This window comes from Glycocaulis abyssi, assembly GCF_041429775.1.
GTDB lineage: Bacteria > Pseudomonadota > Alphaproteobacteria > Caulobacterales > Maricaulaceae > Glycocaulis > Glycocaulis abyssi.
On sequence record NZ_CP163421.1, the window covers coordinates 2,007,504 to 2,020,479 of the forward strand.

A 12,976-nucleotide genomic window follows, 5' to 3' on the forward strand; every position below is an offset into this window, starting at 1 on the left:
GGGCGCTTTGCCTTGCATTTGTGCTCAGCGCACCGGCGTCCGGCGATGAGCGGCCCAATATCCTGATCGTTATTCTCGATGATATCGGGTTCACCGATCTGGGCGCCTATGGCAGCGAGATAGCAACGCCGCACATGGACGCGCTGGCGGCGCGCGGCGCGCAGTTCACCAATTTTCACGTCGCGCCCACCTGCGCGCCGACGCGCGCCATGCTGATGACCGGCGCGGATAGTCACCGCACCGGCATTCCCACGCTCGAACACCTTGTCATCCCGGAATATCAGGACCAGCCCGGCCATGAGGGCGAGCTCAATACCGCCGTGGCCACCATCGCCGAACATTTGCAGGCGGCCGGCTACCAGTCCTTCATCACCGGCAAATGGCATCTTGGCCGGTCGTCGACCTCGCTCCCGGCGGCGCGCGGCTTTGACCGCAGCTTCATTCTGGACTCGTCTGGCGCCGACAACTGGGAGCACCGCACCTATCTGCCTCACTATACCCACGCCGAATGGTGGGAGGATTTCGAACCCGTCCAGGAATTTCCCGACAATTTCTATTCGTCCGAGTTTCTGACCGACCGGCTGATCGCCTATATCGGCGACCGGGACGTGAACCGTCCCTTCCTGGCCGTGCTGTCCCTACAGGCCAACCACATCCCCCTTCAGGCCCCGCGCGAATTCACCGAGCGCTATGCGGGCCGCTATGATGCGGGCTGGGACGTGCTGCGCGACGAGCGCCGCAGCGCCGCCATCGCGCTGGGGCTGGTCCCTGAAAGCACCGAGCTGGCAGAGCAACCGCAAGGGCTGCGTGACTGGGAGCAATTATCCCGGCGCGAGCGCGAGTTTGCCATTGCCAGCCGCGAGGTTGCCGCCGGCATGCTGGAAGCGGCTGACCATCATGTCGGACGGCTTCTGGACTGGCTGGACGCGCAAGGCAGGCTGGAGAATACGCTGGTCATCGTGCTGTCTGACAATGGCCCGGAATACAATCATCCCACCGATAACTGGGCTTTTGGCATGTGGCTCGCCATGCAGGGCTATTCGCTTGACGTGGACGATCTGGGCGAGCGGCGCACCTACGCCTTTATCGGCCCGGAATGGGCGACCGCCTCAGCCTCGCCACTCTCCCTGTTCAAGTTTCACGCAGGCGAAGGGGGCTTGCGCGTTCCGCTGATCGTCGCCGGGCCGGGCGTGGAGGCACGCGGCCTGGTCTCCGGCTTCAGCTTCGTCACGGATATCGCCCCGACCCTGCTGGATATCGCGGGCGCCCGCCCGCTTGACGAACGCGAGCCGATAACCGGGCGGTCTCTGGTTCCGGTGCTGACCGGGCAAGCGGACACGATCTATGGCCTGGACGATGCAGTGGGCCTTGAAATGTCGGGCATGTCCGCTCTCTGGCGCGGGGACTGGAAGCTGGTACGCAGCATGCCGCCTTTCGGCGACGGGCAATGGCGGCTTTTCAACCTCGCCACTGATCCGGGTGAGGCTCACGATCTTGCGGACTCAGAGCCGGAAATTCTGGCATCGATGATGGAGGCTTATGCCGCCTACGAGGCGCGCGTCGGCGTAATCCCGGTGCCAGAAGGCTTCAATGCCGCCGAGCGCATCGCCGCGCTGGGCTGGAAAGCCTTCCTGGACCAGCATGGCCTGATGCTGATCGGGCTTGGCATGCTTGTTCTGGCACTGTTGGGCGGCGGCCTCATTCTGGTGCTCACCCGCCAGCGCTGATCAGTCTGGCGCAGGCCCGCGCCAGAGTGTGCGAAAGCCCAGATGCTCGGTGGAGAAGCGCTCGTCTCCCGGTTGGCGCGCCGCCGGGCGGTAGCGGTGGCAATAGCTGTCCGAGCACAGGAATGACCCGCCCTTGATGACGCGGAAGCCCGGCTGCCCCCATTCGTCTTGCGTCCATTCCCAGACATTGCCCGCCATGTCGTAGAGCCCGTACCCGTTGGGCGCATAGCAGCCGACGGGGGCAAGACCGGCATGACCGTCCGCGCCGCTATCTTCCACCGGAAACACGCCCTGCCAGTGATTGGCCATAAAGGCCCCGTCCGGGCGCATCTCATCGCCCCAGACATAGGGCGCGCCATCAATGCCGCCGCGCGCGGCATGCTCCCATTCGGCCTCGCCGGGCAGGTCATGGCCGCGCCAGCGCGCATAGGCCAGCGCATCCTCATAGGCGATCTGGACCACCGGCCAGCTATCCCGGCCCTCAATCGTGCTGGAGCGCCCCTGTGGCTGGCGCCAGCTCGCGCGCGGATCAAAGCGCCACCAGGTGCGGATATCCGACCAGTCGCGCACCTGCACGCCGGGGCCGAACACCCCGCCCCCGCCCACATCCGGGCCATCGCGCTCAGCCAGCGTCACATATCCGGTCGCCTCCACGAAGGCGGCGAACTCTCCATTGGTAACCTCGTGAATGCCGATCCAGAAGCCATCCACTTGCGCGCTGCGCACCGGGCGCTCCTCGGGGAAGAAGTCCTCTGATCCCAGCTGGACGGTGCCGGGGGGCACCCACACCATGCCCGATGCGGGAGATTCAGGGTCGGGCAGGGTCAACGGCAGACAGGCTTCGATAGATGTTTCGCTACCGCCGCAGGCAGAAAGGCCCGCCATCCCGGCCAGCAACACCGCCAGACCCAGCCCATTGTTCTTCATGCGAAAAATTCCCTCATCACCCGTCAACCAGACTTGCGAGCCAGTCGCAATCCATAAAGATTTTCTCTGTTTTGCGCACGCAGCATAAACTTCGACTATACCGTCAATCAGGATAATCGATTTAATTTCGCACGGCCCGCTTGATACACATAGCCTACCGGGCGCTGGGCACGCCCTCTTTGGCGTTGCGCGTCTGCCCCTCAAGACACGCCACCAGTATGGGAGATTCACATGGACGGAAATGATGCGAAGATGACGGGCAAGTGCCCGGTCATGCATGGCGGCAATACCAGCTTCAACACGCACCCTACCCGCTGGTGGCCGAACGCGCTCAATCTCGATATCCTGCACCAGCACGGTGCGCGCGCGAACCCGATGGACGTCGATTACGATCACCGCAAGGCGGTCAAATCGCTCGATTTCAAGGGCGTGTGGAATGATGTCGATGCGCTGCTGACCGACAGCCAGGAATGGTGGCCGGCTGACTGGGGCCATTATGGCGGCCTGTTCATCCGCCTGTCCTGGCACGCGGCCGGTTCCTACCGCCTGGGCGATGGCCGCGGCGGTGCTGGCTCGGGCAATATCCGTTTTGAGCCGCTCAATTCCTGGCCGGACAATGCCAGCCTTGAAAAGGCGCGCCGTCTGCTCTGGCCGGTGAAGAAGAAGTACGGCAATGCCCTGTCCTGGGCTGACCTTCTGGCTCTGGCGGGCACGGTCGCCTACGCGAATATGGGCCTGAAAGTCTTCGGCTTTGCCTTTGGCCGCGAAGACATCTGGGGCCCGGAAATCGACATCAACTGGGGCAGCGACAGCGAGATCCTCGCACCGTCCGACGAGCGCGTAGCGTCGCTGGACGATGCCAACACGATGCAAAATCCGCTGGCGGCCTCCCATATGGGTCTCATCTATGTGAACCCGGAAGGGGTGAACGGTAATCCGAACCCGGCCGAGACGGCCAAGTTCGTGCGCGCCACCTTTGCCCGCATGGCGATGGATGACGAGGAAACCGCGGCGTTGACCGTGGGTGGCCACACCGTTGGCAAGGCCCATGGCGGCACGATGGCCGACAAGGTGGGTGTGGACCCGGCCTCGGCCGATCTGCAATTTGCCGGTTTTGGCTGGGACAATCCCGGTTTCGACGGCAACGCCAACACCGCCCATACTTCCGGCCTTGAAGGCGCGTGGACGTCCAACCCCACCAAGTGGGACATGGGCTATCTCGACCTGTTGTTCAAATACGAATGGGAAGTGAAGAAGTCCCGCGCGGGTGCCTGGCAGTGGGAGCCGATCAACATTGCCGAGGAAGACAAGGTTCCCGACGCCTCCGACCCTTCCATCAAGCACAATCCGATCATGACCGATGCGGACATGGCGATGAAGGTCGACCCGGCCTACCGCGCTATCTGCGAGCGCTTCCACAAAGACCCGGACTATTTCGCCGACACGTTTGCCCGCGCCTGGTTCAAGCTGACCCACCGCGATATGGGCCCGAAAGCGAATTATTACGGCCCGTTCGTGCCGGACGAGGAGCTGATCTGGCAGGACCCGGTGCCGCAAGGCCCGACCGGCTATGATGTGGAGAAGGTCAAGGCGAAGATCGCCGCCAGCGGCCTCAGCGTCACTGACATGGTCAATACCGCCTGGGACAGCGCGCGCACCTATCGCGGCTCTGACAAGCGTGGCGGCGCCAATGGCGCACGCATCCGCCTCGCCCCCCAGAAAGACTGGGAAGGCAATGAGCCCAAGCGCCTGGCCAAGGTGCTCTCCGTGCTCGAACCGATTGCCAAAGAGGCTGGAGCCAGCCTTGCCGACGTGATCGTACTGGCGGGCAATGTGGGTATCGAGAAAGCGGCCAAGGCCGGTGGATACGATGTGAAGGTGCCGTTTGCGCCGGGCCGCGGCGATGCTAGCGCCGAGCAGACCGATGGCGACAGCTTTGAATCGCTCGAACCCTTCGCGGACGGTTTCCGCAACTGGATCCGCAGCGATTACGATGCCAAGCCCGAAGAGGTTCTGCTCGACCGCGCCCAGCTCATGGGCCTGACCGGACCGGAAATGACGGTGCTGCTGGGTGGCCTGCGGGTTATCGGTGCCAATCATGGCGGTACCAAGCACGGCGTCTTCACCGACAAGGAAGGCGCCCTGTCGACCGACTTCTTCGTGAACCTGACCGACATGGCCTACAAGTGGGAGCCGAAAGGCAAGAACGCCTACGACATTATCGACCGCAAGACCGGCAAGACCCGCTGGACCGCAACGCGCGCCGATCTCGTCTTCGGCTCTAACGCGATCCTGCGCGCCTATGCGGAGGTCTATGCCCAGGACGACAACAAGGAGAAGTTCATCAAGGACTTCGTGGCCGCCTGGACCAAGGTGATGAACGCGGACCGGTTCGATCTGGCCGCCTAAGAGAACCTTGCCTGACTAAATGCCAGCGCCCGGATGCTTCCCCGCATCCGGGCGTTTCTTTTTCCCGCTCCAGGACTTGATCCATGCCAAGGCTCCGATAGCGTCACCGGCAAGGGTGCAGTTAAAAAAACGCCCGTCCATCAGGGAGCCGGTATCCATGACATTTCCGAAAAAGGGCCGCGCGGCCGACGCGCTTCTGGCTGAACTTGAAGCGCGCAAGGCCAATGATGTGCGCTGGCAGGAGGGGCGCGTCTTTGCCTATATCTACGATGCCGGCGCCGAGGCCATGGATGTCGTGAAGAAAGCCTATTCGGCCTTTCTGACCGAGAACGGTATCGACCCGACCTCCTTTCCGTCCGCGCTGGAGCTGGAGCGCGATGTCATCGCCATGGCGCTGGACCTGCAGAACGCGCCACCCGGCGCCAAGGGCAGCTTCACCACCGGCGGCACTGAAAGCATCTTGCTGTCGGTGAAAACCGCGCGCGACCATGCCCGCGCCACCAGACCCCACATCACCGCGCCGGAGCTGGTCCTGCCGGAAACCGCGCACCCCGCCTTCTTCAAGGCGTGTGCCTATTTCGACGTGAAGCCAGTCATCACCCCGGTCGATCCGGAGAGCTTCACCGCCCTGCCCGGCGCCATGGACAAGGCGATAACCGGCCAGACGATAATGCTGGTCGGATCAGCCCCCTCCTACGCGCATGGTGTTATCGACCCGATTGCCGCCATCGGCCAGGTGGCGCTGAAAGCGGGCGTGCTTTTCCATGTCGATTGCTGTGTCGGCGGCATGTATCTGCCCTTTATCCGCAAGCTGGGCGCGGATGTGGAGGCCTTTGATCTTTCCACGCCGGGCGTGACGCAGATGTCGCTCGATTTTCACAAATGGGGCTACGCCGCCAAGGGCGCATCGAGCGTGCTCTATGCCAATGGCGAGCTTCGCAAATACCAGATTTTCGCCTGGTCGGGCTGGACCGGCTACACGATCGTCAACCCGACCATCCAGTCTGGCCGCTCCGCCGGACCCATTGCCGGGGCCTGGGCCGCGCTCAATTTCATAGGTGAGGACGGCTATCTGCGTCTGGCCAAAATCACGCAGGAAGCCTCAGCGAAAATGTGCGCGGGCATCCGTGAGATCGAGGGGCTGAAACTGCTGGGTAATCCGCCGGGCAATCTGCTGGCCTTTGCGGCTGAAGGGTTTGACATATTTGCGCTGGCCGACGCGATGAAGGCCAGGGGCTGGTTCCTGCAGGCCCAGTTCGGGCATGGACCTTCTCCGGCCAATCTGCACGTCTCCATCGGCCCGGCCAACGCGCCTCATATCGATGCCATGCTGGACGATCTGCGCGCCGAGACCACGCGCTTGCGCGCCGATCCGCAATATCACGTCGCCACGCCGTCTGCAGACGAGATCGCCGCCATCACGGCGATGGAACCGGCCGACCTTCTGGACGCCATGGAGAGCATGTTTGCCGGAGGCACGGGCGGCATGCCCGGCGAGATGCGGCCCATCAACACGCTGATGGATGCCATGCCGTTCGAGGCGCGCGACCGCATATTGAAGGAATATATCAACCGGCTCTACGCCAAGCCGGCGGGCGCAGCAGCGGACACCTGACGCAGTGCAGCATATCCGCTAGCCTGCCTGCCCGAACCCCTTGCAGAAGGCACCGCCATGACCACCCGATCCGATCACCCGGATACACGCCTGCCGGGCACGCCGGACGCGCTGGCCGCCTACTGTCTTGACGCGCTGAAAGGCGGGTGGGGCGATGACTGGGATGCGCCGCTGAAAAACCCGGTCGGGGATCTGGCCAACGAGATTTTCTCCGGCCTGCATCGCGGCGCGGTATCGGTGGAGGGGCTGGGCGCGCTTGTCCGCGAGCTGGCTGATATGGGACTGGCCGGACGCGCAAAGGCCCTTCGGGCGCTGCACGCTGACGGGCTGTCGGGTGCAGCGCTGGAGGCGGTCAAAGCCCGTCTTGACACGCTGGCGGCCAAGGGCTTTGACGCCTACGCCGAGGCCGTGACCCGCCGCAAGGCAGGCATCGTATTTACCGCCCATCCCACTTTTGCGCTGTCAAAGGCCATGCGCGCCGCACTCGCCAATGCCGCCGTGGACGGTACGCCGGCCAATCCGGACAGGCTGGCGCACGGGCCGGATGAGGATATCTCCCTGTTAAGCGAGCATGACGCGGTGAAAGAGGCGCTCGCGCGGGCCCGCGAAGCTATCACCGAGCTTGACCGGCTCATCCTCGACACCGCCCGCCGCCACTTCCCGGATCGCTGGCACACGCTAAAGCCCGATCTCATCTCGCTGGCCAGCTGGGTCGGCTATGATCTTGATGGCCGCACCGATATTCACTGGGGCCGCTCCATCGCCTTCCGTCTGGAGGAAAAGGCCATCCAGCTGGAGCGCTATGCCCGCCTTGCCGGCGAGGCTGGCAGTAGCGCGCTGGCAGCGCGTCTGGAGCGTGCCGGAGCCCGCGCGCGCGATCATGCGAAACTGTTCGAGGGTGATCTGGAGCGCCCCGCCACCGTGGTACGCGCCGCCAACGCCCTGACCGCGCCGCATGCCGACAGGCTGGTATCGCTGAAAGGCATTATCAGCGAGCTTGATGACGCCATTGAAGCCGCTACCGACGAGAACAGGCCAGCCCTTGCTGCGCTGCGCGCCGAGATGGCATCAGCGGGCCTTGGCGCGGCCCATATCCATCTGCGCATCAATGCAGCCCAGCTGAAAAGCGCGGTCAGGGCCGATCTGGGACTTGAGGAGGATGAGGAGGATTTCGGCCGCCTTGCCCTTGCCCGCGCCGCCGAGCGCGCCCAGAGCGCCGAACTGCACAGTGTCAGCTTTGCATCCGTTTTCGTTGAACAGATGACGGCGCGCCGCCAGTTCATGATGTGCGCGCAATTCCTCAAGCATATCGACGCCGATACACCGATCCGCTTCCTGCTGGCCGAGTGCGAGACACCGGCCACCGTCATGGGCGCGGTCTATCTTGCGCGGCTTTATGGCGTCGCTGACAAGGTGGATATCTCACCCCTGTTCGAGACCCCTGAAGCGCTGGAGCGGGGTGGACGCCTTATCGACCGGCTCATCAGCGAGCCGGCCTACCGCGATTATGTCGAGGCGCGCGGACGGCTGTCCATCCAGCTGGGTTTCTCTGACGCGGGCCGCTTCATGGGGCAGGCGGGCGCGGAGCTGGCCATTGAGCGCCTGCATATCCTCGTCGCCCGCGCGCTGGCGCGCCATGGCGTGAAGGATATCGAGATCGTCGTCTTCAACACGCACGGCGAATCCATGGGGCGCGGCGCGCATCCGGGCAGCCTGGCACAGCGGCTGGATCATTTGCTGACCCCCTGGGCGCGGTCGCGCTTCAAGGCTGCGGGCGTGCCTCTGGTCCATGAGACCAGCTATCAGGGCGGTGACGGCTTCGTGCATTTCGCCCGGCAGGAGCTGGCCGATTCTGTTGTCCTGCAGACGGCGCTGCATGCGCTGGACATACCCGACGGCAACAAGGCCGATCCGTTCTACGCCGAGATCGACTACACCTGGGACATCTACCGCGCCCTGAAAAGCTGGCAGGAAGCGCTGTTCGAGAACGCCGATTACCGCAACGCGATTACCGCCTTTGCGCCAAACATGCTGGTCAAGTCCGGCTCGCGCAAGGCCAAGCGGCCCGGCGCGCCGGGCCAGGCGCTGGACCTCTCCATGCTGCGCGCGATTCCGCACAATGCCGCCCTGCAGCAACTGGCCATTCCGGTGAACGTGTCGGGCGGTATCGGCGCGTCCACCCAGTCTGAACCCGAACGCATGGCGGCGCTGATGGAGCGCTCTCCAAGGATGGCGAACCTCATCGCCATGGTCATGCGAGCGCGCACCCTGACGAGCCTGAGCGCGCTGCGCGGCTATGCGCGCCTGTTTGATGCCAGCGAATGGACCGGGCGCGCTGCCTGGGCACGCTCGCCCGCCATGCAGCGTGCGTTTCTGGATCTCGCCGGGCGGCTGTCAGATCAGTCGCGCCACACGGCGCTTGTACGGCTCGCCAACCATCTCTCTGCCGATCTGATGAAGTTTGACCAGCTGATTGCCGATCAGGGCTGGCGCGATGATCCCGACCGGCAGGCAATCGAGGCGCTGCACGCCGTGCGGCAGGCGCTTATCATGCAGGCTTTCCTCATCATATCGCGCCTGCCGGGCTTCTCGCCGCGCCACGATCTGACGCGCGCTGACCTGATCGATCTGGTGCTGGCCTTGCGCATTCCCGAAGCCGTGGCCGCGCTCGACGAGATATTCCCCGAGGCCAGCGAGGCGCTCAGCGCGCTCGACGCCATTGAGGAGCCGAGCACCACCGATTCACCGGCCTTGCGGGGATATCCTGAGATTCAGGCGCGCATCGTGCGCCCGCTGGAACAGCTCCACCCGCTGATCACGCAAGTGAGCGTGGCGATCAGCCATTATCACCGGGCGATAGGGTAGGCTGACTACCGCCCGTCGGTCTCGATACGCAGGGTCTCGTCGCCGATATTGATTTCCATCGTATTGGTCTGGCTGTCGCGCCACATCGCATAGCCGACAGCGCCGATGACAATCAGCAAAACGGCCACACCGGCATACACAAGCTTCTGGTTGGAACGCATCTGACTACTCCTCTGCCTGCCCCGCCACGGGGGAGCGCCAAGGAGAAACGTTCGTGCTGTCAGCCGGTTCCCTCGCGTCAGCTCCCTGGCGGGGGCGTCTTGGGTTTGAAGCGGCAGTACTCTGCAATCGCGCAGCGCCAGCATTCCGGCTTTCGCGCCTTGCATACATAGCGCCCGTGCAGGATCAGCCAGTGATGCGCGCCTTTGAGATATTCGGGCGGCGTGATGCGCTCCAGCCCCGCCTCCACCGCGTCAGGCGTCTTGCCCGGCGCCAGTTTCGTACGATTGGAGACGCGGAATATATGCGTATCGACGGCTATGGTGTGCTGGCCGAACGCCTCGTTGAGCACGACATTGGCCGTCTTGCGGCCGACACCCGGCAGGCGGATCAGCTCGTCGCGGGTCTGCGGCACCTCGCCGCCAAACTCCTCGATAATCATGCGCGAGAGCGCGATGACATTCTTTGCCTTGTTGCGGAACAGCCCGATTGTCTTGATGTGCTCGCGCACCGCGTCCTCGCCGAGCGCCAGCATCTTTTGCGGCGTATCGGCTACCGCAAACAGGCGGCGGGTCGCCTTGTTCACCCCGACATCGGTTGCCTGCGCAGACAGGGCGACGGCGACGACCAGCGTGAACGGGTTGGTGTATTCCAGCTCGGTCTTCGGTTCGGGCATGATGCGCGACAGGGTTTCAAAGATCGCCGCCGCATCGGCGCGCGGGATCGCACGCGGGACGGGCTTCTTGCGGGGTTTTGGCTTTTCGCTCATGGCAGTGGAGCTAGCGGGAGCGGGCGGCCAGGGCAAGGGTGTACGCTAGACCCGTTCCCGCTCCGGCAGGTAGATCTCGCGCTTTCCGGAGTGATCTGCCGGGCCGATCATGCCCTCATCTTCCATGCGCTCGATGAGCGAGGCGGCGCGGTTATAGCCGATCTGCAGGCGGCGCTGGATATAGCTGGTTGATGCCTTGCGGTCGCGCGCCACCACGGCCACGGCCTGATCGAAGAGATCATCGCCGGAGCCGCCCTCCCCGCCATCAAGGCCGGGAATACCGCCCTCTTCTTCGATGTCCTCTGTGACGGCGTCGAGATATTCCGGCGCGCGCTGCTTTTTCAGGAAGCTTGCGACCTCCTCCACCTCACGGTCGGAGACGAAGGGACCATGCAGGCGGCGTATACGCCCGCCCCCGGCCATCAGCAGCAGATCGCCCTGCCCGAGGAGCTGTTCGGCCCCCTGCTCACCCAGAATGGTGCGGCTGTCGATCTTGGAAGTAACCTGATAGGAAATACGGGTCGGGAAATTGGCCTTGATCGTGCCGGTGATGACATCGACCGACGGACGCTGGGTGGCCATGATGACATGGATGCCGGCTGCGCGCGCCATCTGCGCCAGACGCTGCACCGCACCCTCGATCTCCTTGCCCGCCACCATCATCAGATCGGCCATCTCGTCGATCACCACGACGATATAGGGCATGTGATCGGGCTCGATCGTTTCGGTCTCGTAGACCGGCTCACCGCTTTCCCGGTCAAAGCCGGTCTGGACGGTGCGGCTGAGCATCTCGCCTGCCTCGCGCGCCTCTGCGGCCTTCTCGTTGAAGCCGGCCATGTTGCGCACGCCGACCTTGGACATGCGCAAATAGCGGCTTTCCATCTCGCGCACGGTCCATTTGAGCGCCGCGACGGCCTTTTTCGGATCGGTCACGACCGGCGAGAGAAGGTGCGGAATGCCGTCATAGACGGACAGTTCCAGCATTTTCGGGTCGATCATTATCATGCGGCACTCTTCGGGCGGCAGCCGGTAGAGCAGCGACAGGATCATGGCGTTGATACCTACCGATTTACCTGAACCGGTCGTACCCGCAATCAGCAGGTGCGGCATGCGCGAGAGGTCAGCGGTAAACGGCTCGCCGCCAATGGTCTCGCCCAGCGCCAGCGGCAGTTCGGCGCGGTTCTTCTCAAACCCGGAAGAAGAGAGCAGCGTGCGCAGGAAGACGGTTTCCCGGCTGGTATTGGGCAGTTCGATGCCGATGGCATTGCGGCCCGGTACCACCGCCACCCGGCAGGCGACAGCGGCCATGGAGCGGGCTATATCATCGGCGAGGTTGATGACGCGGCTGGTCTTCACGCCCGGTGCCGGTTCCAGCTCGTAGAGCGTCACCACCGGGCCGGGGCGGACCTCGACAATCTCGCCCTTGACCCCGAAATCGCCCAGCACGGCGGCCAGCAATTCGGCGTTCTGGCGCAGACCATCGGCGTCCACCACATCCTTGCGCGGCGTCGCCCTGGCCAGAAGGTCAAGGCGCGGCATCTCAAACTCGGAGCCAGAGCTGAAAGGCAAGGCGGCCTGCGCCTCGCGCGCTTCCCGGTCGGAGGCTTTCGGCTTGCCCTTGGGGGCGATCTTCACGTCAGGGGCGGTCCGGGCTGCGGTCTCCACATTGCGCCGCGTTGTGGCCATGCCGGCTGCGGGCGCGCGTCCGCCACGCAGAATGGCCGGGGCATTCTCCGCGCGCGCCTCGCCATCTATTTCCAGCGGGCGGTCTTCGGCGCTGCGCCAGCTCGCGGGCAGTTCATCGGCCAGACGTTCGGCCCAGCCGCGCACCGTGTTCCAGACCGTCACCGCAGCGGCGCTGGCTGCGGCAAGGTCATGCGTGTTCAGTCCGAAGCAGAAAAATGTGCCCAGGATTGCCGCCAGCAGGCCCAGCACGGCGGCTATCGCGTTGGCACCGCCGATTTCCGCCTGCATCGCCAGCCCTGACATGCTGGCAAGCAGGCTATCGCCAAGCAGACCGCCAAGGCCCGATGCGAACGGCCAGCTGACCGGCACCGGCAGGGCCGCAACCGCCATGGCAAAGCCGAGCAGCGCAAACCCGCCGCACACAATCCGGAACAGCACCACCGGCCAGGGCCGCCGGCGCGGCCCCTGCAGGGTAAGGATAATGCCCCAGCCCAGCACGATCAGCGCGAGGCCCGCGCCCGCCCAGCCCATTGTCTGCAGGAGCAGGTCAGCGGCGACAGCGCCGGAGGGGCCAGCCAGATTGCTGACACTCTGGCCGGTCGCGGCATTCAGGCTGGGGTCGAGCGGGTTGTGGCTGAAAATGGCAATCAGCGCCAAGGCGGCCGACGCGGTCATCGCGCCGCCAATCACTACCGACCATATACGAGACAGCAATCCGGCACGGGCTGGCAGGGGCGCATCGCGGCTGGCGGCGCGGGATGAGGTGGATGTTCTGGCCATGTCGCGCGCCAGTGTGACGGGCAAATCTTCCCGGCTGGT

General features: G+C 64.3%; 8 protein-coding genes. 4 read left to right on the forward strand and 4 right to left on the reverse strand.

Going from position 1 to position 12,976, the window contains the following annotated elements:
- Nucleotides 1-20: 20 nt before the first annotated feature.
- Nucleotides 21-1,727, forward strand: a complete 1,707-nt coding sequence (locus AB6B38_RS09720; RefSeq protein WP_371392653.1) for a sulfatase-like hydrolase/transferase — start codon at nt 21-23, stop codon at nt 1,725-1,727.
- Here AB6B38_RS09720 and AB6B38_RS09725 read toward each other — a convergent pair whose 3' ends face one another.
- Nucleotides 1,728-2,519, reverse strand: coding sequence for a formylglycine-generating enzyme family protein (locus AB6B38_RS09725; protein WP_371395091.1), 792 nt, complete (start codon nt 2,517-2,519; stop codon nt 1,728-1,730).
- Nucleotides 2,520-2,885: 366 nt separating this feature from the next.
- Between AB6B38_RS09725 and katG the strand changes: the two genes are divergently transcribed.
- The 3 genes from katG to AB6B38_RS09740 all read left to right on the forward strand — a co-directional run bounded on the left by katG (nt 2,886) and on the right by AB6B38_RS09740 (nt 9,543).
- Complete coding sequence (gene katG / locus AB6B38_RS09730) at nt 2,886-5,063, forward strand: catalase/peroxidase HPI (protein WP_371392654.1); 2,178 nt, start codon at nt 2,886-2,888, stop codon at nt 5,061-5,063.
- 157 nt (nt 5,064-5,220) lie between these two features.
- Nucleotides 5,221-6,678 carry an aspartate aminotransferase family protein gene (locus AB6B38_RS09735; RefSeq protein WP_371392655.1) on the forward strand — a complete coding sequence of 486 codons (1,458 nt, stop codon included), beginning with the start codon at nt 5,221-5,223 and terminating at the stop codon, nt 6,676-6,678.
- Nucleotides 6,679-6,735: 57 nt separating this feature from the next.
- Nucleotides 6,736-9,543, forward strand: a complete 2,808-nt coding sequence (locus AB6B38_RS09740) for a phosphoenolpyruvate carboxylase (RefSeq protein WP_371392656.1) — start codon at nt 6,736-6,738, stop codon at nt 9,541-9,543.
- 5 nt (nt 9,544-9,548) lie between these two features.
- Here the strand turns inward: AB6B38_RS09740 and AB6B38_RS09745 are convergent, their stop codons facing one another.
- The 3 genes from AB6B38_RS09745 to AB6B38_RS09755 all read right to left on the reverse strand — a co-directional run bounded on the left by AB6B38_RS09745 (nt 9,549) and on the right by AB6B38_RS09755 (nt 12,937).
- Nucleotides 9,549-9,704 (reverse strand): hypothetical protein, encoded by a 156-nt coding sequence (locus AB6B38_RS09745; protein ID WP_371392657.1) that lies wholly within the window; start codon nt 9,702-9,704, stop codon nt 9,549-9,551.
- Between the two features lie 77 nt (nt 9,705-9,781).
- Nucleotides 9,782-10,471 (reverse strand): endonuclease III, encoded by a 690-nt coding sequence (gene nth / locus AB6B38_RS09750; protein WP_371392658.1) that lies wholly within the window; start codon nt 10,469-10,471, stop codon nt 9,782-9,784.
- A 45-nt stretch (nt 10,472-10,516) separates the two neighbouring features.
- Nucleotides 10,517-12,937 carry a DNA translocase FtsK 4TM domain-containing protein gene (locus AB6B38_RS09755; protein ID WP_371392659.1) on the reverse strand — a complete coding sequence of 807 codons (2,421 nt, stop codon included), beginning with the start codon at nt 12,935-12,937 and terminating at the stop codon, nt 10,517-10,519.
- Between the last annotated feature and the right edge of the window lie 39 nt (nt 12,938-12,976).